This is a genomic window from Micromonospora sp. WMMA1976 (genome assembly GCF_027497335.1).
Lineage (GTDB): Bacteria > Actinomycetota > Actinomycetes > Mycobacteriales > Micromonosporaceae > Micromonospora > Micromonospora aurantiaca.
Window position 1 is genome coordinate 1,201,498 of the sequence record NZ_CP114912.1, and the last position, 24,370, is coordinate 1,225,867.

At 73.4% G+C, this 24,370-nt stretch carries 22 protein-coding genes; 13 read left to right on the forward strand and 9 right to left on the reverse strand.

Annotation, left to right across the window (positions count from 1 at the left end):
• The first annotated feature begins 5 nt into the window (after positions 1-5).
• Positions 6-965 (forward strand): winged helix-turn-helix domain-containing protein, encoded by a 960-nt coding sequence (locus O7546_RS05735; RefSeq protein WP_269696301.1) that lies wholly within the window; start codon positions 6-8, stop codon positions 963-965.
• 245 nt (positions 966-1,210) lie between these two features.
• Here the strand turns inward: O7546_RS05735 and O7546_RS05740 are convergent, their stop codons facing one another.
• Entirely contained in the window at positions 1,211-2,401 is a 1,191-nt protein-coding gene (locus O7546_RS05740; RefSeq protein ID WP_194799770.1) for a serine hydrolase domain-containing protein, read from the reverse strand.
• A 179-nt stretch (positions 2,402-2,580) separates the two neighbouring features.
• On the opposite strand from O7546_RS05740, the gene O7546_RS05745 reads away from it, so the two are divergent.
• The 8 genes from O7546_RS05745 to O7546_RS05780 all read left to right on the forward strand — a co-directional run bounded on the left by O7546_RS05745 (position 2,581) and on the right by O7546_RS05780 (position 13,970).
• Positions 2,581-3,741 carry a histidine kinase gene (locus tag O7546_RS05745; protein ID WP_269696302.1) on the forward strand — a complete coding sequence of 387 codons (1,161 nt, stop codon included), beginning with the start codon at positions 2,581-2,583 and terminating at the stop codon, positions 3,739-3,741.
• Positions 3,729-4,424, forward strand: coding sequence for a response regulator transcription factor (locus O7546_RS05750; RefSeq protein WP_194799772.1), 696 nt, complete (start codon positions 3,729-3,731; stop codon positions 4,422-4,424). The genes O7546_RS05745 and O7546_RS05750 overlap by 13 nt, the downstream gene beginning before the upstream one ends.
• Positions 4,425-4,470: 46 nt before the next feature.
• Positions 4,471-5,835, forward strand: a complete 1,365-nt coding sequence (locus tag O7546_RS05755; protein WP_281600576.1) for a glutamine synthetase family protein — start codon at positions 4,471-4,473, stop codon at positions 5,833-5,835.
• A gap of 120 nt (positions 5,836-5,955) precedes the next feature.
• A complete protein-coding gene (locus O7546_RS05760) occupies positions 5,956-7,311 on the forward strand; it encodes an aldehyde dehydrogenase family protein (protein WP_194799774.1) in 1,356 nt (451 codons plus the stop codon).
• A 5-nt stretch (positions 7,312-7,316) separates the two neighbouring features.
• Entirely contained in the window at positions 7,317-8,084 is a 768-nt protein-coding gene (locus O7546_RS05765; protein WP_269696304.1) for a 3-oxoacyl-ACP reductase, read from the forward strand.
• On the forward strand, positions 8,081-8,794 hold the full coding sequence (locus O7546_RS05770; RefSeq protein ID WP_194799775.1) for a gamma-glutamyl-gamma-aminobutyrate hydrolase family protein: 714 nt from the start codon (positions 8,081-8,083) through the stop codon (positions 8,792-8,794). Before O7546_RS05765 ends, O7546_RS05770 begins: the two co-directional genes overlap by 4 nt.
• A 205-nt stretch (positions 8,795-8,999) precedes the next feature.
• On the forward strand, positions 9,000-12,668 hold the full coding sequence (locus O7546_RS05775) for a SpoIIE family protein phosphatase (protein WP_194799776.1): 3,669 nt from the start codon (positions 9,000-9,002) through the stop codon (positions 12,666-12,668).
• A 168-nt stretch (positions 12,669-12,836) separates the two neighbouring features.
• Entirely contained in the window at positions 12,837-13,970 is a 1,134-nt protein-coding gene (locus O7546_RS05780; RefSeq protein ID WP_269696305.1) for an FUSC family protein, read from the forward strand.
• Between the two features lie 20 nt (positions 13,971-13,990).
• Here the strand turns inward: O7546_RS05780 and O7546_RS05785 are convergent, their stop codons facing one another.
• Complete coding sequence (locus O7546_RS05785) at positions 13,991-14,335, reverse strand: STAS domain-containing protein (protein WP_194799778.1); 345 nt, start codon at positions 14,333-14,335, stop codon at positions 13,991-13,993.
• Between the two features lie 64 nt (positions 14,336-14,399).
• Between O7546_RS05785 and map the strand changes: the two genes are divergently transcribed.
• Both map and O7546_RS05795 read left to right on the forward strand, forming a co-directional pair.
• Positions 14,400-15,257 carry a type I methionyl aminopeptidase gene (map, locus tag O7546_RS05790; RefSeq protein WP_073830294.1) on the forward strand — a complete coding sequence of 286 codons (858 nt, stop codon included), beginning with the start codon at positions 14,400-14,402 and terminating at the stop codon, positions 15,255-15,257.
• Positions 15,254-15,970 carry a VIT1/CCC1 transporter family protein gene (locus O7546_RS05795; RefSeq protein WP_269696306.1) on the forward strand — a complete coding sequence of 239 codons (717 nt, stop codon included), beginning with the start codon at positions 15,254-15,256 and terminating at the stop codon, positions 15,968-15,970. Before map ends, O7546_RS05795 begins: the two co-directional genes overlap by 4 nt.
• A 22-nt stretch (positions 15,971-15,992) precedes the next feature.
• Here O7546_RS05795 and O7546_RS05800 read toward each other — a convergent pair whose 3' ends face one another.
• The 7 genes from O7546_RS05800 to O7546_RS05830 all read right to left on the reverse strand — a co-directional run bounded on the left by O7546_RS05800 (position 15,993) and on the right by O7546_RS05830 (position 22,406).
• On the reverse strand, positions 15,993-16,721 hold the full coding sequence (locus tag O7546_RS05800; protein WP_194799780.1) for a nucleotidyltransferase domain-containing protein: 729 nt from the start codon (positions 16,719-16,721) through the stop codon (positions 15,993-15,995).
• 100 nt (positions 16,722-16,821) lie between these two features.
• Positions 16,822-17,289, reverse strand: a complete 468-nt coding sequence (locus O7546_RS05805) for a nitroreductase family deazaflavin-dependent oxidoreductase (RefSeq protein WP_269696307.1) — start codon at positions 17,287-17,289, stop codon at positions 16,822-16,824.
• Positions 17,290-17,442: 153 nt separating this feature from the next.
• Complete coding sequence (locus O7546_RS05810) at positions 17,443-20,121, reverse strand: FtsX-like permease family protein (RefSeq protein WP_281600577.1); 2,679 nt, start codon at positions 20,119-20,121, stop codon at positions 17,443-17,445.
• The gene (locus tag O7546_RS05815; protein ID WP_194799783.1) at positions 20,118-20,849 is read right to left on the reverse strand and encodes an ABC transporter ATP-binding protein; all 732 of its coding nucleotides are present in this window, start codon (positions 20,847-20,849) and stop codon (positions 20,118-20,120) included. The genes O7546_RS05810 and O7546_RS05815 overlap by 4 nt, the downstream gene beginning before the upstream one ends.
• Before the next feature lie 19 nt (positions 20,850-20,868).
• A complete protein-coding gene (locus tag O7546_RS05820; protein ID WP_013284661.1) occupies positions 20,869-21,450 on the reverse strand; it encodes a PadR family transcriptional regulator in 582 nt (193 codons plus the stop codon).
• 69 nt (positions 21,451-21,519) lie between these two features.
• A complete protein-coding gene (locus O7546_RS05825) occupies positions 21,520-21,966 on the reverse strand; it encodes a ferritin-like domain-containing protein (protein WP_194799784.1) in 447 nt (148 codons plus the stop codon).
• Positions 21,963-22,406, reverse strand: a complete 444-nt coding sequence (locus tag O7546_RS05830; protein ID WP_194799840.1) for a hypothetical protein — start codon at positions 22,404-22,406, stop codon at positions 21,963-21,965. The genes O7546_RS05825 and O7546_RS05830 overlap by 4 nt, the downstream gene beginning before the upstream one ends.
• A 263-nt stretch (positions 22,407-22,669) precedes the next feature.
• Here O7546_RS05830 and rimP point away from each other — a divergent pair, with 263 nt between their 5' ends.
• Both rimP and nusA read left to right on the forward strand, forming a co-directional pair.
• Positions 22,670-23,320, forward strand: coding sequence for a ribosome maturation factor RimP (gene rimP, locus O7546_RS05835; RefSeq protein ID WP_018785889.1), 651 nt, complete (start codon positions 22,670-22,672; stop codon positions 23,318-23,320).
• A complete protein-coding gene (gene nusA / locus O7546_RS05840; RefSeq protein WP_194799785.1) occupies positions 23,317-24,360 on the forward strand; it encodes a transcription termination factor NusA in 1,044 nt (347 codons plus the stop codon). Before rimP ends, nusA begins: the two co-directional genes overlap by 4 nt.
• Positions 24,361-24,370: the final 10 nt, after the last annotated feature.

Below are 24,370 nucleotides of genomic sequence, written 5' to 3' on the forward strand. Positions count from 1 at the left end.
GAAACGTGGCGGTGTTCCTGGTCGACGCAGAAGTGATGGCGCAGGCACGTTTCGGCACGTCACAACTCACCGAGACGTTGGGGGCGCTCAACATCCTGCGCCGAGGTCAGCCGCTTCCGTGGCACCGGGCCTGGCGGGACCAGCACGCCGACGCATTCCGAGGTTTCCTCGACGGCGACCCCGTGACCGCGGCCATCGTGGCGCACGCCATGTCGCCCTCCTGGATGGCCGACTTCATGACGGTGCCTCCCGCCCGTCCGAACATGACGCTCGACGACGAGATCGTGGCGCTGGAATCGCTGCCGGACGAGCGGATCCGAGCGGATCTGGCCCGCGTACGCTCCCCGCTGCCCCCCGAGTTGCGCGGTCCAGGGTTGGCGGGCCGGGCTGCTGCTCTGCTGCGCTGGGTCTGGCACCACACGATCGAGGCGGACTGGCCGCGCCGGCAATCGGTACTGCGCGCCGACGTGGTGTCCCGGATCTCCCGCCTGGGCAGGGACGGATGGGCCGGGGTCATCGACGACATGCGGCCGGGCATGTGCTGGCTCGGCGACGGCCGGTTGCAGGTCGAGGAACGGCCCTACCCGCCGTTCGACGTACGGGGCGGGGAGCTGACCTTCTTCGCGGCCCACTGCCGGGGAGGCTGGGTCTCCTGGAGGTTGCCCGACCGGTTCGGGATCGTCTATCCGGTGACGGGGATCTTCGCCGGGGCGCCTCTCGGCACGCCGGATCCTCTGCGGCGTCTGCTCGGTGACGCACGGAGCCGGATCCTGGTGCAGGCGGCCGAACCGATCAGCACCACCGCATTGGTCGCCGCGACCGAACTGCCACTGGGCACTGTCGGGGGTCACCTGCGCGTGCTGACGGAGGCCGGCCTGCTTCAGAAGCGCCGGTCGGGCCGCGAGGTCTTCTACTGGTGGACCGACGCGGCCCGGGCGCTCGTGGCCGGTGCCTCATCGTTCTGACGTGACTGATCCCGGGCCGCGCTGTCCGCGTACCCCCGGGTCAGCTCGTGGGGCGACGGTGGGTGAGCGGTAAACGGAGGACGCGGTCGTCGGCCGCCGTCGTGCCGCGACCGTCGAGGTTGCTCGTCGCCACCCACAGCGGGCCGCCCTGCGGCGGCTGAGCTGGGCCCCGCCTACCGCAGAAATGGGCCCGACCCGCGTGCTCGCCGGTCGGGCTCTCGTTCACGGCACGCGGCTTGGTCCGGTCACAACCGGCCGCACAGCGCGTTCTGGATCAGCGTGTCGGCGCCGCGTTGCTGCCCGAGCATGTGGTCCAGCGAGTCGCCGAGCGAGGCGGACATGGACACGACGGCGCTGCGCCGGCCGTCGTCGCTGACGCCGGTGACGGTGATGTAGCCGCCGTCGCCGCCGTCGTGGCCCCAGTAGACGCCCCCGCAGGGCAGCGGGCGGCTGACCAGGCCGAGCCCGTAGCGGCCGCCCGGCCAGATCGCGCCGATGTCCTCGTTGATCTCGACCGTGCGTCTCATCTCGGCCAGTTGTGCGGGGCGCAACAGCCGGCCGCCCAGCAGGGCCCGGAAGAACCGGTCGAGGTCTCGGGTGCTGGAGACGATGGAGTCCGGGTCGACCAGAACCTGCTCGGTGACGTCCACCAGCTCACCGGTCTCGAACAGTTGGTATGCCCGGGCGTGCGGGCGGGGCAGGGACGGCGAGGTGCCGGGCCAGGTGGTGTCGTGCAGGCCGAGCGGACTGACGATCCGGTCGGTGGCCTCCTGTCGCAGCGACCGGCCGGTGACCCGCTCGATGATCATGCCAGCCAGGACGAAGCCGGTGTTGGAGTAGTTCCAGCTCGCTCCGGGTTCGAAGTCCGGCCGGTGGTTCATCGCCCGCGCCACGAGTTGCTCGCGTGTGTAGACGTCGTACCGCTGCTGGAGGTATTCCTCGGGTGTGGTGTAGCCGGGCAGGTCGTCGTGGATGCCGCTGGTGTTCTGCAGGAGGTGACGCACGGTGATCCGGTGGCCGTCGTTGCCGTTGCCGCGGACCACGCCCGGTAGCCACCGCTCGACTGTGTCGTCGAGGGACAGCCGGTGCTCCTCGACCAGTTGTAGGAGGACGGCGGCTTCGAACGCCTTGCGGGTACTCGCGATCCGGAAGCGCCCGGTCGGTGGCACCGGGCGTCCGGTGGCCCGGTCGGCGACGCCGCTGGTGGCGACGAGGTGCCGGCCGTCGGCGGTGGTCACCCGGGCTTGGACGCCGGTCACCCCGAGGGCGTGGATCGCGTCGGTGTCCCGTTGCAGCCGCCTGTCCGGGTGACCCGGACGGGTCGCCGATCCTTCCGCGGGGCCGAGCCCGGTGACCGCGACTCCGAGGGCGACAAGTCCGGCCGCCGCACCCGACGCGACTCGTCGTAGCGAGGGAATTCTGCTGTTCGATCTCATGCCGTCGACGCTAGGAGCGGCTTCGGCGCGGGCCGATACCTCGTACCACCGCATTTCAGGTACAGCTGCCTGTAGTGCCCCGGGCGGCAGTCGCCGGGCAGACTTGGCGCCGGGCCGGGACACCGCCCCGCCGGTACGCGGAAAGGCATGCTGTGACGTCAGGACGACGATGGGTGCAGGTGTGGCGTGCTGGCGTGTTCCTGCTGGCGGCACTGGCCACCGGAATCGCGACGTTGTGTGCGCTGCCGCTGCTGTGCCATCCGAGGCTCGCCCGGCGGTGGGCGAACTGGCACCGGAGCCGAGCCGGCCGCCTGCTCGGGACGCCCTTGGCGGCACGTCCCGCCCTGCCCGTGCCGGGCCGCCGGGCCTGGGCCGATCCGGCCACGCTCCGCGACCTGCTCTGGCTGCCGGTGAACGCCCTCACCGGGACGGTGTTCGGTCTGCTCACGCTGTTGTGCGTAGGCAACCTCGTGCCCGCCGCGGTCGCCACACCGCTGTGGTGGGCGTTCGCGCCGGAAGAACGGCCCCGGCTGTTCATCGACATCCCGGTTACCGGCTGGACGTCGGCTCTCACCCTCGGCCCCCTGCAGATGCTCCTGCTCGCGGCGCTGGCGTACCTGGCCCTGCCGCCGATCGCCCGCGCGCACGCCCGGATCTGTCTGGCGGTGCTGTCGCACTCCACGACCGAACAGCTCGCCGACCGGGTCGCCGTGCTGACCCGTACCCGGGCGGACGTGCTCGACGCGCACGGCGCGGAGCTGCGCCGGATCGAGCGCGACCTGCACGACGGCACCCAGGCCCGGCTGGTGGCCATCGCCATGCGGTTGGCCGTGGCCCGACGGGCGCTGTACGACAACCCCCGGAACGAGCAGCTCCTGGAGGATCTTCTCCGGGACGCCCACGAAGGAACCGAGGAGGCGATGACCGAACTCCGTGAGGTGATCCGCACCGTCTACCCGCCGATCCTCGCCGACCGCGGCCTGACCGGGGCGTTGACCGCGGTGACGGCCCGCTGCGGCGTGCCGACCCGGCTGGACGTCGGCGACCTCGACACCGTGCCGGCGGCGGTGGAGGCCGTCGTCTACTTCGCCGTCGCCGAGGCGCTCACCAACGTCACCAAGCACAGCCGGGCGACAGCGGCCGGCATCACGGTGACCCGCAGGGCCGACCGGTTGTCGGTGGCGATCACCGACAACGGCGTCGGCGGCGCCGACGATCGGGTCGGCACCGGCCTGGCTGGAATCCGTCGCCGCGTGCTCGCGCTCGACGGGGCCGTCGACGTCGACAGCCCGGCCGGCGGGCCGACGACGATCACCTTGGAGCTGCCGTGCAGGTTGTGATCGCCGAAGACAACGTGCTGCTGGCCACCGGGCTGAAACTGCTGCTCAACAGCGTCGGATTCGACACCGTCGCCATCGCGGGCGACGCGGCGGGCTTCCTCACCGCCGTGCGGGACCACCGGCCGGACATTGTCATTGTCGATGTCCGGTTGCCGCCGTCGTTCCGCGACGAGGGCATCCGGGCCGCACTGAAGGCCCGTCGACAGCATCCCGACCTGCCGGTCCTGGTGCTGTCGCAGTACGTCGAGCAGCAGTACGCCGCAGAACTCCTCGCCACCACCGGCGGCGGTGTCGGCTACCTCCTCAAGGATCGGGTCAGCCGGGTGGACGAGTTCGTCGACGCGCTGCGCCGGGTGGCCGCCGGTGGCACCGCCATGGACACCGAGGTCGTCGCCCAACTCCTGGCCCGCCGCCGGGACCCCATCTCCGTCCTCACGCCCCGCGAACGCGAGGTGCTCGCGCTGATGGCCCAGGGACACGACAACACCGCCATCGCCGACCGGCTCGTCATCACCGACAACGGCGTACACAAGCACATCGGCAACATCTTCACCAAGCTGGGCCTCGCCGTGACCGACAGCGGCCACCGCCGCGTCCTGGCCGTTCTCACCTACCTCAACGGGGCGGGCGGGCCTCCGCCCTCGACCGATCGCGTTTGCGACGGTGGCCGCAGGGGGCATTGACGGTGATCCGGTTCTGCCAGTAGACCTTGGTGATGGAGGCGCGTCGATGAGGAAAACTCCGTTCTCGCTGGAGCAGCTGCGGGTCGCCGTCGCCGAGGGTGAGATCGACACGGTGGTGCTCGCGCTCACCGACATGCAGGGGCGCTTGCAGGGCAAGCGGTTCCACGCGCCCTACTTCCTCGAACAGGTGGTCTCGCACGGCAGCGAGGGCTGCAACTACCTGCTCGCCGTGGACGTCGACATGAACACCGTCGACGGGTACGCGATGTCGAGCTGGGAACGCGGCTACGGCGACTTCGCCATGCGCCCCGACCTGGATACGCTGCGCCGGATGCCCTGGCAGCCCGGCTCCGCGCTGCTGCTGGCCGACCTGGAGTGGCTGGACGGCTCCGGCCCGGTGGTCGCCTCGCCCCGGCAGATCCTGCGCCGCCAGCTCGACCGGCTGGCCGCGCACGGGCTGACCGCGTACGCCGGCACCGAGCTGGAGTTCGTGCTCTACCGCGACTCGTACGAGGAGGCGTGGCGGCGCGGCTACCGCGACCTGACCCCGGCCAACCAGTACAACGTGGACTACTCGCTGCTCGGCACCGCCCGGGTCGAGCCGCTGCTGCGCCGCATCCGCACCGAGATGGCCGGCGCCGGGCTCACCCCGGAGAGCGCGAAGGGCGAGTGCAACCTCGGCCAGCACGAGATCGCCTTCCGGTACGACGAGGCGGTGCGCTGCGCCGACCACCACGTCATCTACAAGAACGGCGCGAAGGAGATCGCCGCCCAGGAGGGCATGGCGATCACGTTCATGGCCAAGCCGAACGAGCGGGAGGGCAACTCCTGCCACATCCACTTCTCGCTGCGCGACGCCTCCGGCTCGTCGGCGATGCTGGGGGACGGGCCGGCGCACCTGAGCGTCACCGGGCAGCGGGTGCTGGCCGGGTTGCTCGCCACCATGCGCGAGTTCAGCCTGTTCTTCGCGCCGAACATCAACTCCTACAAGCGCTACCAGCCCGGCTCGTTCGCGCCGACCGCGTTGCGCTGGGGCACCGACAACCGCACCTGTGCGTTGCGGCTGGTCGGGCACGGGCAGGGGATGCGGGTGGAGAACCGGGTGCCGGGGGCCGACGTCAACCCGTACCTGGCGATCGCCGCGCTGGTGGCCGGCGCGGTGCACGGGATCGAGAACGAGCTGGAACTGGGCGACGAGTGCACCGGGAACGCGTACGACGACCCGGACGCCGAGCGGGTGCCCACCACGTTGCGTGACGCGCTGGACCTGTGGCAGCGCTCCGAGGTGGCCCGGGAGGCGTTCGGCGACGAGGTGGCCGCCCACTACGCCAACCAGGCGAAGGTCGAGCTGACCGCCTTCGACGCTGCGGTGACGGACTGGGAGCTGACTCGTGGCTTCGAACGCCTCTGACCCGCCGTCGCGCCCCGCTGTCCACGTCGATCTTGCACTTGCGGCCCCCGGCCGGGGTGTTGTGCGGCTTTTGCCGGGGCAGCAACTGCAAGATCGGCGGGGAGAAGGGGAGGGGCGCGCGTGGGTGAGGTGATTTCGCCTGTCGACGGGGCGGGGATCGGGGTCGTTCCGGGGTGCTCCGTCGAGGACGTGGATGCGGCGGTCGCGCGGGCTTCCGCGGCGTTCGAGACGTGGCGTCGGGTGGCGCCGGGGGATCGGGGGCGGCTGCTGCGGCGGTTCGCCGCCCGGGTCGACGCGCATCTGGATGAGCTGGCGCTCCTGGAGGTGCGCAACGCCGGGCACACCATCGGCAACGCGCGCTGGGAGGCGGGCAACGTCCGCGACGTGCTCGACTACTACGCGGGCGCGCCGGAACGGCTGACCGGGCACCAGATCCCGGTGCCCGGCGGGCTCGACGTGACCTTCCACGAGCCGCTGGGCGTGGTCGGCGTGATCGTGCCGTGGAACTTCCCCATGCCGATCGCCGGCTGGGGGTTCGCCCCGGCACTGGCCGCCGGCAACACGGTGGTGCTGAAACCGGCCGAGCTGACCCCGCTCACCGCGCTGCGCCTGGCCGAACTGGCCCGCGACGCCGGCCTGCCCGACGGCGTGTTCACCGTGCTGCCCGGTCGGGGCAGTGTGGTCGGCGAGCGGTTCGTCACCCACCCGGCGGTCCGCAAGATCTGCTTCACCGGCTCGACCGAGGTCGGCACCCGGATCATGGCCGGCTGCGCGGCCCAGGTGAAGCGGGTGACGCTGGAGCTGGGTGGCAAGTCGGCGAACATCGTCTTCGCCGACGCGGACCTGGAGAAGGCGGCGGCGACAGCGCCGTACGCCGTCTTCGACAACGCGGGCCAGGACTGCTGCGCCCGCTCCCGGATCCTGGTCCAGCGCCGGGTGTACGACAGGTTCCTGGAACTGCTCGAACCGGCCGTACGGGCGGTGCGGGTGGAGGACCCGGCCCGGGACACGGCCGAGATGGGCCCGCTGATCTCCGCCGCGCACCGGGACCGGGTCGCCGGGTACGTCGACGGGGCGGACGTCGCATTCACCGGCTCGTGCCCCGACGGTCCCGGCTTCTGGTACGCCCCGACGGTGCTGCTCGCCGGCTCCCCGGCCGATCGGCACTGGCGGGAGGAGGTGTTCGGCCCGGTCGTCTCGGTGCTGCCGTTCGACGACGAGGCGGACGCGATCCGGCTCGCCAACGACACCGAGTACGGGCTCTCCGGCTCGATCTGGACCCGGGACGTCGGGCGGGCGGTGCGGGTGGCCCGCGCCGTCGAATCGGGCAACCTCAGCGTCAACTCGCACTCCTCGGTGCGCTACTGGACCCCGTTCGGCGGGATGAAGCGTTCCGGCCTGGGCCGGGAGCTGGGTCCGGACGCGCTGCACGCCTTCACCGACGTCAAGAACGTGTTCATCGGCACCGAGGAGTGATCACAGTGCAGGGACGGCTTTCCGACCGGGTGGCGGTCGTGACCGGCGCGGGCAGCGGCATCGGGCTGGCCACCGTACGGCGTTTCGCCGCCGAGGGCGCCCGGGTGGTGTGCGTGGACATCGACGCCGACGCCGGTACCCGGGCCGCCCAGGAGGTGGGCGGCGAGTTCGTCGCCGCCGACGTGGCCGACGAGACGGCCGTGCATGACCTGTTCGACGGGGTGGTGCAGCGGCACGGCCGGGTGGACGTGTCGTTCCACAACGCGGGCATCTCGCCGCCGGACGACGACTCGATCCTGGAGACCGGCCTGGACGCCTGGGAGCGGGTGCTGCGGGTCAACACCACGAGCGTCTACCTGTGCTGCAAGTACGTCATCCCGCACATGCGGCGGCAGGGCAAGGGCTCGATCATCAACACCGCGTCGTTCGTGGCGCTGATGGGCGCGGCCACCTCGCAGATCGCGTACACGGCGAGCAAGGGCGGGGTGCTGGCGATGACCCGGGAGCTGGGCGTGCAGTTCGCCCGCGAGGGCATCCGGGTCAACGCGCTGTGTCCCGGGCCGGTGGCGACGCCGCTGCTGCTGGAGTTGTTCGCCAAGGACCCGGAGCGGGCTGCCCGGCGGCTGGTGCACGTGCCGATGGGCCGGTTCGGCGACCCGACCGAGATCGCCGCCGCGGTGGCGTTCCTCGCCAGCGACGACGCCTCGTTCATGACCGCCGCGCAGTTCGTCGTCGACGGCGGCATCACCGGCGCGTACGTCACTCCGCTATGACGCGACCTGTCATCGGCATCACCGCATACGTCGAGCCGGCCGGCTGGGCGGTGTGGCGGGACGTGCCGGCGACGCTCGTGCCGCACGCGTACGTCCGGGCGGTCACCGCGGCGGGCGGCCGGGCCGTGGTGCTGCCCCCGGACGACGCCGACGCGGACGTGCTGGGGCTGCTGGACGGGCTGCTGCTGGCCGGCGGCGCGGACGTCGGCCCGGAGCGGTACGGCGAGCCGCCGGACCCGCGCACCGAGAGCCGGCCGGAGCGCGACGCGGGGGAGACGACGCTGTTGACCGCCGCGCTCGCCGCCGACCTGCCGGTGCTGGGCGTGTGCCGGGGGATGCAGCTGCTCGCGGTGGCGTACGGCGGTCTGCTGCACCAGCACCTGCCGGACGTGGTCGGGCACGACGGGCACCGGCCCGCGCCGGGCGTGTACGGGTCGCATCCGGTGCGCTTCGCCACCGGCAGCCGGGCCGCCGAGGTGATGACCGGGGTGGACCGGGTCAACTCGTACCACCATCAGGCGGTGGCCGACCCCGGCGGCCTGGCGGTGACCGGCTGGGCCGACGACGGGGTGGTCGAGGCGGTGGAGGATCCGGCGCGGCGCTTCGTGCTCGGGGTGCAGTGGCATCCGGAGAACGAGGCCGATCCGCGGCCGGTGGCCGCGCTGGTCCGGGCCGCGATGTCGGCCAGATCACACACCCGCGTTTCGTAGGTGGCGGACAGCCGAATCGGCGGTCCCGCCGACCCTGCGAGGTCGCCCGAGTCGCCCCGGAGCGTCGGTTACGCCAGGATGACACGGAGGTAAGCAGCGTCGAACGGTGCGGGTGCGTTACGTTGCTCGACCGTCGGGGTAGTAGGCGGGGACGGTCGGCGTGACAGCGCCGACCGTCGTGATCATGGCCGGAGCGGGAGGCTGCATGAGCTCGGCCCAGGGGGGCGGGGGCGACAGTCGTTCGTCCCCGGCGGCCGGCGAGGCGTCACTGTCGCCGCTGCTCGCCGCGGCGTTCGCGGCCGGCGGCGAGATGGGCGAGCGGCTGCGCGCCTTCGACTGGCGCGCCACCCCGCTCGGCAGCCCGGACCGCTGGCCCGCCGCGCTCAGCCACGCGATGAGCACCATGCTGTCGTCCCGCGCCCAGATGGTGGTGTTCTGGGGCGAGGAGCATCTCGCCTTCTACAACGACGCCTACCGGCCCACCATCGGCGACAAGCACCCCGCCGTGATCGGGCAGGCCGCGCACCGGCACTGGGCCGAGACCTGGGACGTGCTCGGCCCGCTGCTGGACGGGGTGCGCCGCACGGGCGTGCCCTACCGGGGTGAGAACCACCCCTTCGTGCTGAACCGGCACGGCTTCCTGGAGGACGTCTACTTCGACGTCTCGTACGACCCGATCCGCGACGTCGACGGCAGCGTCAGCGGGATCTTCTGCTTCGTCAACGAGACCACCGGGCGGGTGCTCGGCGAGCGCCGGCTGCGCGCCCTGGCCGAGCTGGGCAACGAGCTGGGCGACGTGCCGAGCATGCTCGAACTGGGCCGGGCCGTCACCCGTGTGCTCGACGCCCACCGCGCCGACGTGCCGTTCAGTGCGCTGTGGTTCCCCGACGAGCGCGGCACGCTCGTGCCGGGCGGCTGCTCCGGCGTGGATCCGGCCACCGTCGCCGATCCGCCGCCCGGCCTGCCCGAGGGCGAGCCGTTCACCGAGCCGCGCTGGATCGCCACCGCCGACCTGCCGGGCGCGATGCCGCCGGACGCCGCCGGCCAGGCGCTCCTGCTGCCGCTGACCGCGACGAACGAACCGGCCGGTGTGCTGCTGCTCGGGGTGTCCCGGCGGCTGCCGTTCACCGACGACTACCGGGACTTCGTCGACCTGGTCGCCGCGCAGGTGTCCCGGGCCGTGGGCAAGCAGCGGGCGTACGAGCAGGAACGCGCCCGCGCCGCCGAGCTGGCCGCGCTGGACCGCGCCAAGACCAGCTTCTTCGCCAACGTCAGCCACGAGTTCCGGACTCCGCTGACGCTGGTCCTCGGGCCGATGGAGGAGATGCTCGCCGACCGGGAGCTGCCCGAGCGGTACCTCGACCTGCTCACCGTCATGCACCGCAACGGGCTGCGTCTGCTCAAGCTGGTCAACACGGTGCTCGACTTCTCCCGGCTGGAGTCCGGCCGGTTGGCCGCCCGCTACCAGCCCACCGACCTGTCCGACTACACCTCCAGGCTGGCCAGCACGTTCCGCTCGGCCACCGAGCGGGCCGGGCTACGCCTGGTGGTGGACTGCCCGCCGCTGCCCGCGCCGGTCTACGTCGACCGGGACATGTGGGAGAAGATCGTCCTCAACCTGGTGTCGAACGCGGTCAAGTTCACCTTCGACGGCGAGATCCGGGTCCGGGTCCGTGCCACCGACGGCGCCGCCGTCCTGGAGGTGACAGACACCGGCGTCGGCATCGCCCCGGAGGAACTGCCGCAGGTCTTCGAGCGGTTCCACCGGGTGGCCGGTGCCCGCTCCCGTACCCACGAGGGCACCGGGATCGGGCTCGCCCTGGTCCGCGAGCTGGTCGAGATGCACGGCGGCACTGTCACCGCGCACAGCGTCGTCGACCGGGGCACCACCTTCACCGTGACCATGCCCTTCGGGTACGCGCACCTGCCCGCCGACCGGGTGGCCGCCCTGTCGCCGGTGCCGCTGAGCGAACCGGAGCAGGCCCGCCTGTACGTCGCCGAGACGGCGCTGTGGACCGACGAGGTGGCCCGCCCCACCGGGCTGCCGGAGCCGTCCGGCTCACCCGGCGGGTCCGGCCGAATCCTGTTCGCCGACGACAACCCCGACCTGCGCGAGCACGTCGTCCGGCTGCTCTCCCCGGCGTACGAGGTGGTGGCCGTGCCGGACGGCGTGGAGGCGCTGCGGCTGGCCGTGGAGACCCCGTTCGACCTGGTGCTGACCGACGTGATGATGCCCCGGCTGGACGGCTTCGGGCTGGTCGCCGCGCTGCGCGCCGAACCGGCGACCCGGCACGTGCCGATCGTGCTGCTCTCCGCGCGGGCCGGCGCCGCCGAGGAGGTCGCCGGCCTGTCCACCGGCGCGGACGACTACCTGACCAAGCCGTTCTCCAGCCAGGAGCTGGTGGCCCGGGTGCGGGCCAACGTCGAGCTGGGCCAGTTGCGCGGGCAGATCATCCGCCGCCTGCGGGCCCTCGCCGACGCCGCCGTGGAGATCAACACTGCCCGGTCCACCGCCGAGGTGGTGCGGGTGGCCGCCCGGCACGCGCTGCGCCTGGCCGAGGCCGGACGCGTCCGGGTCACCGCCACCGGGGCGCGCCACGAGGAGGACGCCGGCGGCGACCTGCCCGTCGAGCCGACAGTGGTGCTGCCGCTCACCGGCACCGCCGGCGAGCAACTCGGCGAGCTGCGGGTGTGGCGCCGCGAGGGCGGCGGCACCGAGGAGGCGGCGCTGGCCCAACTGGCCCGGCTGATCGGCGTACGGCTGGAGAACGCCCAGCTCTACGAGGCCGAGCACCACATCGCCACCACGCTCCAGCACAGCCTGCTGCCGCGTACGCTGCCGCAGTTGCCCGGCGCGGTGGTGGCCAGCCGCTACCTGCCCGGCAGCGCGGACGTGGAGGTCGGCGGCGACTGGTACGACGTGATGGCCACCGCCGACGACGACCTGGTGCTGGTCATCGGTGACGTGGTCGGCAAGGGCGTGCGGGCCGCCGCGGCGATGGGCCAGCTCCGCAACGCGCTGCGGGCGTACGTCCTGGAGGGCTACGACCCGGGTGAGGCGCTGACCCGGCTCAACCGGCTGGTCCACTCCGCCGGCAGCGGCTCCTTCGCCACTGTGGTCTGCCTCGGCTTCTCGCCGCGCACGGGCCGGATCCGGTACGCCAGCGCGGGTCATCCGTCACCCCTGCTGATCCGAGGAGACGACGTGGCGTTCCTGCACGATCGGGCCCTCGGACCGCCGATCGGGGCGATCCCCGGCGCCGTCTACCCGGCCGCCGAGGGCGAACTCGCACCGGGCAACCGGCTCCTGCTCTACACCGACGGCCTGATCGAGGACCGGTCCGCGGGCATCGACGCCGGGCTGGGCCAGTTGCGGGCCGACGCGACGGCGCGCGCCGGGCACGTGGCGGACCTGGTCGACGCCGTCATGGCCCGGGTGGCCGAGCGGTCCCGGCACGACGACGTGGCGGTGCTCGCGCTGGAGGCGGCCGAGCTGAACCGGTTCGCGCTGCGCCTGCCCGCCGACCCGACCCGGCTCAGCGTGCTCCGCAAGCGGCTGGAGGACTTCCTCGTCGCCCACCACGTCGGCGAGACCGACCTGTTCGACCTGACCGTGGCGGTCTCCGAGGCGGCGGCGAACGCGATCGAGCACCCGGTCGACCCGGTGGACCCGACGATCGAGGTCGAGGTGACTATCGCCGACCGCACGGTCACCGCGACCATCCGGGACAGCGGACGCTGGCGGGAGTCGAGCGGGTCGAGCTTCCGGGGACGCGGGCTGGCGCTGATCCAGGCGCTGGGGGAGATGGACGTGACGCGTACGGAGGCGGGCACCGAGTTGACGCTGCGCCGCCGGCTGACCGACCGGAACTGAGGGCTGTTGTCGCGTAAAGCGGATCAAATACGGCGAAGTCCCTAGGATCGCCTCATGGGGCGTGAGTCGTTCCGTCCTTCCCGCGGCAGCGGGGACGACCCGGTAGGTGCGGCGTGGACGGCGATTCGCCGCACCGGCCGGGCCACTGCGCGGGATCGGCTGCGGCGGGTGCGGTTGAGCCTGCTCGTGGCGGTGCAGTGCGGAGTGGCCGCCGCAGTCGCGTGGTGGGTCGCGAAGGATCTGATCCACAACCCGCAACCGCTGTTCGCGCCCGCCGTCGCGGTCGGCACCATCGCCAGCTCGGTGAGCCAGCGCTTCCGCCGTACGCTGCTGCTCATCGCCGGCGTGGCGGTGGGCATCGCGCTGGGCGACCTGCTGGTCTCCTGGATCGGGCAGGGATACGTCCAGATCGGCGTCATCGTCGCCGCCGCGATCCTCGTCGCCGTCCTGCTCAGCGACGAGGGGGCGTTCGTCACCCAGGTCGGCGGCAGCGCGATGGTGATCGCCGTGCTGTTCCCGGCCCGGACCGACATCGCGCTGCCCCGCTTCGTCGACGGCGTCGTCGGTGGGGCGGTCGGCATCCTGGTCGCGGTCGTGGTGCTGCCCCTGCACCCGATCCACCGGATCCGGCGGGCCGGCCGGCCCCTGCTCGACCAGATGGCCGCCGAGCTGGACCGTCTCGCCGACGCGGCCCTGGCCCGGGACGCCGAGCTGGCCCGTCAGGGTCTCGACAGGCTGCGCCGGCTCGACACCTCGGAGGTGGAGGCCGCAATGTCGGGCGCCGACGAGGTCGTCCGCATCTCGCCGTTACGGTGGCACAACCAGAGCGCGCTGCAGGGATGGCGGCACGGCGCCATCCTCATGATCCGCTCCCTGCTGCACAGCCGCGACGTCGCGCTCAACCTCGAACGCGCGATCCGTGACGACGAGCCCGTCCCGCCGTCGCTCGCCGAGGCCGCGCGGTGCCTGGCCGAGGCCGCGCGCACCGTCGGTGCGGGCTGGTCCCCGTCCGCCGGCCGGCCCTCCCGTTCCCAGCGGGCCGCGATGTCGGCCCTCCGCCTGGTTCAGGAGGCATTGCGCAGCGGCCTGCGCGTCAGCGGCATCAACGTGGCGAACGAACTCACCATCATCGCGGTGAACACGATCCGGGCGAGCGGGGTGCGCAAGCGCGACGCCGAGTCGCTGCGTCGTGATCTCGCCCCGGACACCGCGGGGGAGACGGGAGAGCGGCACCCCGCGTCGGATCGCGGGCGGCCGGAACCGGGGCCGGGCCTGTCGCCCGGGATGGGAGAGGCCTCCTAGCCGGAGGGCGCCCGAGTCGGTCAGGGCCGGGCGAGCCAGTCCTGGTCGCCGAGGCCGGAGATGTCCAGCACGCGCCGGACCTGCGGGGACGGCAGCACGGTGAGCGCGGCCGGGAACCGCTGGGCGAGCCGGACCACGGCGTGGATGGCGGCCGAATCGAAGAAGGTGACCGCCCGCAGGTCGAGCGTGAGCTGCTTGGCGGGCTCGCGGAGCGCGGTCTGGAACATGGTGTCGGCGGTCGCCATGTCGACCTCGCCGGTCACCTGGACGCGCAGTCGGTCGCCGTCGACCTGCGCCGTCACGGAGAACACGGGCGCCGCGCCCCCTTGATCCACGGAGCAACAATGGCACAGCGTTTGCGGCACGGCAACAACCTGCCCGGCGGGCCTGTGGCGGGGGGCACACCACCCCCGGCGATAGGCTTGGGCCATGACCGTCCGTGCGCCGCTGACCCCCGGCACGCTCTCCCCGTGGCGAGCGGTCCCCGCCCACATCCCGCGCCCGGAGTACGTGGGTAAGAAGCGTCCCCAGGAGTGGCGCGGATCGCACGTGCAGACGCCGGAGACCATCGAGAAGATGCGCGTGGCGGGGCGTCTCGCCGCCCAGGCCACCCAGCTCGCCGGTGAGCACTGCAAGCCCGGGGTGACCACCGACGAGATCGACAGGGTGGTGCACGAGTTCCTCTGCGACCACGGCGCCTACCCGTCGACGCTCGGCTACCGGGGCTTCCCCAAGTCGTGCTGCACGAGCCTCAACGAGGTCATCTGCCACGGCATCCCGGACACCACGGTGCTCCAGGACGGCGACATCATCAACGTCGACGTCACCGCCTTCCTGAACGGCGTGCACGGCGACACCGACGCCACGTTCTGCGTGGGCGAGGTGAGCGAGGAGGCCCGCCTGCTGGTCGAGCGGACCCACACGGCGATGATGCGCGGCATCAAGGCCATCGCGCCGGGCCGGCAGATCAACGTCATCGGCCGGGTGATCGAGTCGTACGCGAAGCGCTTCGGCTACGGCGTGGTCCGCGACTTCACCGGACACGGCATCGGCGAGGCGTTCCACAGTGGCCTCTACGTGCCGCACTACGACAGCCCGCGCCCCACCGACGTGATGGAGCCCGGCATGACGTTCACCGTCGAGCCGATGATCACGCTCGGCACCTACCAGTACGACATGTGGGACGACGGCTGGACCGTGGTCACCAAGGACCGCCGGTGGACGGCCCAGTTCGAGCACACCATCGTCGTCACCGACGACGGCTACGAGATCCTGACGCTGCCGTGACCGACACCCCTGCGGCACTGCGCGAGGCGCACCACGCGGACGTCTCCGGCGGCTGGCTGCGCCCGGCCGTCTTCGGCGCGATGGACGGACTGGTCACCAACATCGCGCTGATCGCCGGTGTGGGCGGCGGCGGGGTGTCGCCGCGCAGCGTGGTGCTCACCGGCACGGCCGGCCTGGTGGCCGGCGCCATCTCGATGGGTCTCGGCGAGTACACGAGCGTCCGGTCCGCGAACGAGCAGGTCGCCGCCGAGGTGGCCAAGGAGCGGCGCGAGCTGGAACGCCACCCGGAGGCCGAGGCCCGGGAACTCGCAGACGCCTGGGTCGCCCGTGGACTGCCCCGCGAGCTGGCGACGCAGGTCGCCGAGGCGGTACGCGCCAACCCGGAGGAGGCGCTGCGGGTACACGTACGGGAGGAGCTGGGCGTCGACCCCGACGACCAGCCGAGCCCGTGGGCCGCCGCGATCTCGTCGTTCATCTGTTTCTCGATCGGCGCGCTGGTGCCGCTGCTGCCGTACCTGCTCGGCTTCACCAGCCTCTGGCTGGCGCTCGCCGTCGGCGGCGTCGGCCTCTTCGTCGCCGGCGCGGTCGTGGCCCGGTTCACCAACCGCGCCTGGTGGCGCAGCGGTCTGCGGCAGTTGCTGCTCGGCGCGCTGGCGGCCGGCGCGACCTACCTGATCGGCGCGCTGATCGGCGTCGGCGGCGGCATCGGCTGACGGTCGGCCGTCCAGCCGGCCGTCAGCCGGACAGCAGGTCGTCGATGGTGCCGTCGACCGGCCGGCCCCGGGCGGCCAGTTCCTCGGCCTGGCGGGTCAGCGCCGCGCCCACCTCGGTCATGTCCGCACCGGCCAGCCCGGTACGCCGCACCGCGTCCCCCGGGTCGCGGAAGTAGGTGCGGCTGAACAGCCCCTGCACGGTTGCGGCAGCCAGCCGTGCCTCGCCGAGCATGAGCAGCGCCTGGTCCGTCTCGTACCACTCGGCCAGCCGCAACGCGCGGGCGTGCGCCGCGCTGCCCCGGTACCACGCCTGCCGCGCCGCGCTCGTGAACTCCGCCGGCCGGGCGCGTGCCAGGCGCGCCAGGTGCTCGTCGCGCAGCTTCCGCAGCCAGCCGGTCGGATCGTGCAGGGCGCGGGTGGTGACGTACCGGTCCGCGGCCAGCGGCCAGCGGGACGTGATCGTCGTCGCCCGGCGCAGGTAGTCGTCCGCCCCGGCCACCGTGAGGTCGACGAGTACGCCGTCCACCCGCCGGGTGGCGGGCGGCGGTCCGGCGCCGGGCCGGTAGGTGACGACCAGCAGGCCGACCTCGCGGTCCCCGCCGCCGTCGTCTTCGCCGTGCGCGAGCGGACCGTGTACGGCGACCGCCAGCACGTCGGCCGGGAACCGCCGCAGGACGGCGTCACCGACCCGCTCGGCCACCTGCCACCGTGGATCGTCCAGACGCCGCTCGGCGTCCACGTCGAGCGCCACGGTCCACCTCCGACAGATCGCCTGCGGCAACCCTAGCCAGATCGGGACCGGCAGCCCCGGTGGCACGGATGTCGGATTGTGCGCGTCTGCGGCGGGGCGCTCAGGCGTTCGGGGCCAGGCGGAACACGCGGATCTCGCGGCCACCGGCCCGCTCGACGTACGTGCGGTACGCGGGCCACTCCTGCACCAGCCGCTGGAACAGCCGTTCCCGTTCCTCGCCGGTGACCTGCTGGGCGGTGACCGGGATCCGGCGTCCCTTGACGTCCACCTCGGCGGCCGGGTTCGCCATCAGGTTGAACGTCCAGGACGGCTGGTGCTGCTGCCCCCAGTTCGAGCCGATCACCACGTAGGCGTCGCCGTCGGGGACGTACACCAGGGGGTTGCTGCGGGGCTTGCCGGAGCGGCGGCCGGTGGAGGTGAGCACCAGCGTGGGCACGAGCCCGAAGGCGACCACGCGGCCCTTCGTCATCCGGCCGACCAGCCGGTCGGCCGGGACGAGCAGGCGCATGGTGGCGCCGAACCAACGCTGGTGACCGAGACGGCGGGTGAGGGTTCCCAGGGCTGACATCCGACAAGTGTGCCGCCCACACCGCGCCCCGTCACCCCCTCGGACGGTCAGTCCGCCCCAAGGTCGACTCCATCTCCCCGAAGTGGTGGCATCCACCCCGCCGCGATGCCGCCACTCCGGCGGAATGGTGTGGATCATGCATGGGCGGCCGGCTCAGTCGAGCCGGCGTTCGATCGGCAGGCGGGACCGGGTGAGCAGCGCCGCGCCGCCCATCGCCACCAACGGCACCACGACCAGCACGGCGAGCGTCACGCCGGGCACCGTCACCGGGTACGGCGGCTGCACCGGCCATGATTCGGCGTACCGCTGGTTGAGCGAGGCCAGGACGACCACGGCGGAGCCGAGCCCGGCGACGATGCCCAGCGCCGAACCGAGCACCGCGATCACCCCGGCCTGGCAGAGCGACAGCAGGCGGCGTACCCGGGGATCGGCGCCGACCGCCGCGAGCGTGGACAGGTCCCGGCGGCCCTCGGCCGCGGCGAGGCCGGTGGCGACCGCGGCGGCGCCGAGCGTGATCACACCGGAGGCCACCGCGAGCAGGAGCAGCATCGGGCGCTGGTCCGACGGCGGGTCTGCGGTCGCCAGCTGCGCCGACATGGGCCCGATGTCGAACAGCTCGTCGGCCAGCATCTCCATCTGCCGGTCGGTGGGGGAGCCGGCGGTGTCCAGCAGGTAGCCCATCGGCACGGCGGTCAGGCCGAGCGCGTCCGCGGCGGCGGAAGAGAGCACCAGCCGGTCGACTGTGAGACCGCCGCGCAGCGCGTACGCGGGCAGGAGACGCCCGGTGGGCGGACCGCCGGAGTTGTCGTTCACCTCCACCCGGACCTGCCCGTCCACCACCCGCCGGGCATCGGTGACCACCACGCCACCGGAGGTGAGCGTCCGCCGCGCGGCGGCCAGTTCGTCGTCCGGCGCGCCGGTGAGCGCGGCCAGCGCGCCGCCGTCGTCCACGAGCGCCGGCAGGTAGACGTCGACCGGTTCCTGGAAGGGGCTCACGCAGCGCGGATCCCGCCGGGCCGCGTCGGGGACCGGGCCGGCGGCGTCGTACGGGCAGCGCTGCTCGGGCGGAACGAGCGCGTACGCGGTGCAGTCGTTCTTGTCCCGGACGTCGCCGACGCATCCGGGGGTCGCGACGGACACCACTGTGGCGTCGGGCAGGACCACGCGGGCCCGGCCGGCGACGACCTCGGCCGACGGCGGGTCCGCCGGGGTCTCACCGGAGTGGGTGAGCAGCACGTTCCCCGGCGGCAGGCCGGGTTGCCAGAGCTCTCGCGACCGCGTCTCGTCGCTGGCCACGTAGACGCCGAGCGCGACGCTTCCGGCCACCGCCGCCATCACCGCCGAGATGGCGGGCGCGGCCGAGGACCGGTTGCGGCTGGCGTCACGCAACGCGAGCCGGGGGGTCAGCGGCAGCAGCCGGCCGGCCCGGCCCAGCACGCCGACCAGCGACGGGGTGCAGAACACCAGCCCCAGCTCGCCCAGCGCGACACCGGCCAGCACTCCGGTCTGCGAGGTGCGGCCGGCGGCGAACGCGGCGATCGCGGTCCCGGCGACGGTGAGCGCCACCCCGACCAGCAGCCAGCGGCGGCGTGGCCGGGTCGCGTCGCGCCGGCCGGCCAGGCCGGTCGCCACGTCCTGCCGGGCCGCCGCCCAGGCCGGCGCCATCGCCGCGAGCACCCCGGCCAGCACCGCCGTCGCGGCGATCGCCACCAGCGCGGCCGGGAAGATCCGGTACGCCCCGAGGCGTTCCCCGAGCAGGTACTGCTCGACGATCGGCCGGCCCGCGAACGCCGCCCCGATGCCGAGCAGCATGCCCAGGGCGGCCCCGCCGGCACCGAGCACCACCCCGTCGGCGAGCACGATCCGGCGCAGGTGGGAGGCGTCGCCACCGGCCACCGCGACGAGTGCGAGGTCCCGCCGCCGGCGCCGGACGCTCACCGCGAAGGCCGGGCCGACAAGCAGCACCACCTCCAGCAGGCCCAGCCCGCCGACCACTCCGACGACGCCCGCCTCGTCGGCGTCCGGTACGGACATGCCGCGGCTGAACTCCTGCCGTCCCGGCAGCGGGCTGCGGACGACGACCTGGACGCCCTGCGCGTTCAGCCGGTCGGCGAGCCCCGGTTCCAGCGGGCCGGGCAGGTCCACCAACCAGGTGTCGCTGCCGGCCGTGCCGTCCGGAGTCACCCCGGGCAGCGTGATGACGTCCCGGAGGTTGTCCGGATACTCCACCACCCCGACCACCCGGTATGTGGTGCCGTCGATGGTGCGTACCGGGTCGCCGATGCGGGTCTCCAGCCGGCGCAGCGCCGTCGGGCTGACCGCGATCTCGTCGGGGCGTACCGGCGGCCGGCCGTCGCGTACCCGGGCCAGCGGCCGGGTGAGCGGGTCGGTCAGGTCGACGGCGCGCGCCTCGATCGACTCGACGTGCCGGTCCACCCGTGTCGAGAACGTCATCCACCAGCGGGTGCGAGCCAGCCGGCTGCCCTCGGGCAGCAGCGCGCGCACCTCCTCGGCGGTCGCCGGACGGGTCCGGCCGACCCACTCGCCCTCGACCGGCCAGGCCGACTCGCCCCAGGCGTCCTGCGTCACCGGCGTCAGGCTGTCCCAGCGCAGGGCGACGTCGGCGCCGCCGAGCTGGCGCTCGATGCGCTCGGCGCGGGTCAGATCACCCATGTCGTAGCTGACCGCGGCGAAGCTGAGGCCGAGAACCGGCAGCGCGATCATCACCAGCACCAGCAGCGTGCGCCGCCGGGACCGCCGGGCCTCCCGGCGGGCGATCCGCAACGCGGTCCGCCACGATCCGCGTACGGCGGCGAGGCGGCCGCCGGTCACCGGCTGCTGCCGCTGAGCAGGTGGTCGACGCCGATCAGCGGGGCGGTCGAGTCGACCATCACCCCGTCGCGCAGGAAGACCACCCGGTCCGCCCAGCCGGCGTGCCGGGCCTCGTGGGTGACGAGCACCCCGGCCGCGCCGGCGTCCACCCGGCGGCGCAGCAGGTGCAGCACCGCCTCGCCGGTCTGCGAGTCCAGCGCGCCGGTCGGCTCGTCGGCGAGGACCAGGCGGCGTTCGCCGACGAGGGCCCGGGCGATCGCCACCCGCTGCTGCTGGCCGCCGGACATCTGGTCCGGGAAGCGGTCGGCCAGGTCCTCCAGGTCGACCTCGCGCAGCGCGGCCAGCGCCGACTGGCGGGCCGCCCGTACGCCGGTGCCGTCCAGTTCCAGCGGGAGCGCCACGTTCTCCACGGCGGTCAGGCTGCCGAGCAGGTTCAGGTCCTGGAAGACGTAACCGATCCGGCGGCGCCGCAGCCGGGCCAGCTCGCGGGCGGACAGCCCGACCAGCGCCTCACCCTCGACCACCACCTCGCCGCCGGTGGGCCGGTCCAGGCCACCGGCGAGCGCCAGCAGCGTGGACTTGCCGGACCCGGAGGGGCCCATCACGGCCACGAGTTCGCCGGCCCGCACGGTCAGGCTCACGCCGCGCAGCGCGTGCACGGCGGCCTCACCGGCGCCGTGGGTCCGGCGGACGTCCCGCAGTTCCAGCACCCCGTCGATCGGGTCCATCAGCGCCTCCCGTGCCGGGTCACCGGCGGGCTTCGTCGCCGGCCCGGTCCACCGCCTCGGGGTGGTCGACCGCCCGGATCGGCGCCGGGCGGTGCCGGACCAGGCTCGTCTCGCAGTGGTCGAGCCACCGCACCTCGGCCTCGGTCTGGAAGATCATCGCGTCCAGCACCAGCCGCCAGGGTAGATCCTCCGGCTTGTCGCTCGTGTACTTCAACCGGGTGAACTCCTGGAGCGCGCGCATGGTGGCGGTGCGCTGGGTCTGCACCACCGACCGCACGTCGACGCCGGGGGTGGTCAGCGCCAGCGCCAGTTTGATGGACAGCTCGTCCCGGGGCCGGTCGGCGCGGCTGATCGGCGTGGCGAACCACAGCGCCAGGTCCGCCCGTCCGGCGTCGGTGATCTCGTACGGCCGCTGCCCGCTCTCGTTCTCCGGCAGCGGGCGGACCAGTCCGTCACGTTCCAGCCGGGCCAGCGTCGTGTAGACCTGTCCGATGTTCAGCGGCCACGTCGACCCGGTCGACTCCTCGAACGCGGCGCGCAGCTGGTAGCCGTACATCTGGCCGCGTTCGAGCAGGGCGAGCAGGCCGTGACGGATGGACATGACCGCGAGTATGCATACCTGGTATGCGCAACGCAACCGGAGGGTTCCGCCGGGTGACCGGCGCCGCGCTCAGGCCGGGCGGCCCGGGAACGGAACGGTGACCGGCGTCACTCCAGCCGTACGCCGCCAGCGGGTGGCGCGCAGCGCGCAGTCGGTGAGCGCGGCGAGCGCGGTGTTCCGGTCCGCGCCGGTGGTGTGCGGCAGCGCGGCCCGCCAGTGCCCGGCCGTCCGCTCCTCGATCTCCACCGCCAGGCGCAGCGCGCTCGCCCGGTCCGTCACCGGGTAGGGCAGCGCGTATCCGGCCCGGTCGGCGGGCACCTGCCCGGAGCCCTCGGCGAGCTGGAGCAGCAGCGCGTCGCGGCGGGACCGGTGGGCCGCCTCGGCGGCACGGGCCGCGGTGCGCGCCGCCTCGGTCAGGTGCACGCCGATCACCCCGTACGCCCAGATCGCCGCGTACTCGGCGGCGAGCGCGTCGGCGAGGGCCTGGGCGGGGCTGGGGCTCTTGGTCGGGTTCACTTGAGCGCCTCCACGTGTGTGGCCCGCGCGGCCGCGATCGACCCGAGCAGCGCGGCCCGCTCGGCCGGCGCTGCCGCGCAGGCCTTGGCCGCGTTCGTCCGGCCCTCCTGCTCGGCCCGGCGCAGCTCGGTGAGCACGGCGTCGGGCGCGCTCGCCGAGCCGGCGGCCGCCGGTGTGCCGGAGGGTGCGGGCCGCCCGATCACGCGGCGTAGCTCCTCGGCGTGCGCCCGGTGCGCGTCGGCGATCGGGGTGAGCCGGTCGGCCAGCGCCGGGTCGGCGGTGGCGGCGGCCCGGTGGCGGGCCTCCAGCGCGAGCGCCTCGGCCACCAGCGGCTCCAGCGCGTCCGGCTCCGGTGGTTCCTCGTCGCGGTCGAAAAGATCACAGCCGGTCAGCGGCGCGGTCGCGCCGCCGAGCACCACGAGCCCGCCGGCGCGCAGCAGCCAGCGCCGGGAATGCCCCGCTCTGACCTGGTCGGATGGTGTTCTGCCGATCCCCACCTGACAGAGTCAACACCATTCGCGCCGTCTCGTGGGTCAGGGTCTCGGTGCGCCGCCGGGTCCGTCGGCGGTCGTTAGCGTTACGCTCTGCGCAACCACCGGGCGCGGACGCCCCGGTGGCGCGCCGGTATGGCGGGCCGATCGCCCGCACCGGCCAGGGACAACACGGCCCGCGGGTCGTGGCAACAGCAGGAGAGGTGCGCGCAATGACGCAGCGTGGCCGTGCCACCCGGTCGACGGGGCCCGCCGGGCGGCCCCGCCGCTCCGACGGCCCCCGCGGCACGGACCGGAGCGGCGCACCCCGCGGCGATCTCGCCGCCCGCCGCAACCGGCTGCGCGAGGTGATCGAACCGGTCGTCACGGCGGCCGGTTACGACCTGGAGGATCTCTCCGTCTCCCGCGCCGGCCGCCGGCACGTGGTCCGGGTGATCGTGGACGCCGACGGCGGGATCAACCTGGACGCCGTGGCGGACGTCTCCCGCGCGGTCTCGGCGGCGCTGGACGCGGCCGAGGAGGCCGGCGGCGACATCGTGGCCGGCGAGTACCAGCTGGAGGTCAGCTCGCCCGGCGTGGACCGCCCGCTCACCCTGCCCCGGCACTGGCGGCGCAACGCCGGGCGGCTGGTCAAGGTCACCGTCCGCGGCGACGCGGGGGACCGCCAGCTCACCGGCCGGATCACTGCTGCCGACGACGAACGCGTGGTGCTGGAGACCGACGCCGGCCCCGCCGAACACCCGTACGCCGAACTCGGGCCCGGCCGGGTTCAGGTGGAGTTCAACCGCCTGGACGACCTGGCCGACGAGGACTTCGGTGACGACACCGACGACGACGAAGATCTGGAGGACGAGGAGAGGTGAACATCGACCTCGCGGCGCTGCGCGCCCTGGAGCGCGAGCGGGAGATCCCGTTCGACACGATCCTCGCGGCGATCGAGACCGCGCTGCTGACCGCCTACCGGCACACCGACGGCGCCGAGCCGCACGCCCGGGTGGAGATCGACCGTAAGAGCGGGGCCGCCTCGGTCTACGCGCAGGAACTGGACGCCGATGGCTCGGTGACCCGGGAGTGGGACGACACCCCGCACGACTTCGGGCGGATCGCCGCCATGACCGCCAAGCAGGTGATCCTCCAGCGGCTGCGGGAGGCCACCGACGAGGTGCACTTCGGCGAGTACGTCGGCCGCGACGGTGACCTGGTCACCGGTGTGGTGCAGGCGCACGAGACCCGCCGGGAGAAGGGCATCGTCAGCGTCGACCTGGGCAAGCTGGAGGGCGTCCTGCCGCAGTCCGAGCAGGTCCCCGGCGAGCGGTACGAGCACGGCGAGCGGATCCGCTGCGTGGTCGTGCACGTCGCCAAGGGAATGCGCGGCCCGCAGATCACGCTGTCCCGGTCGCACCCCGCGCTGGTGAAGAAGCTGTTCGCGCTGGAGGTGCCGGAGATCGCCGACGGCACCGTGGAGATCGGCGCGATCGCGCGTGAGGCAGGTCACCGTACGAAGATCGCCGTGCGCTCGACCACCTCCGGCGTCAACGCCAAGGGCGCCTGCATCGGCCCGATGGGCCAGCGGGTCCGGGCCGTGATGAGCGAGCTGCACGGCGAGAAGATCGACATCATCGACTGGTCGGACGACCCGGCCACCTTCGTCGGAAACGCGTTGTCGCCGGCCAAGGCGCTGCGGGTCGAGGTGGTCGACCTGGCCTCCCGTACCGCCCGGGTGACAGTGCCGGACTTCCAGCTCTCGCTCGCGATCGGCCGGGAGGGGCAGAACGCCCGCCTCGCGGCCCGCCTGACCGGTTGGCGCATCGACATCCGGTCCGACGCGGAGACCGCCGCCCCGCAGAGCCGGGGCGGAGCTGATCACGTACCGGAGCCGGGCGGCGCGATCTCGGGAAGCTAGGGGTAGACTT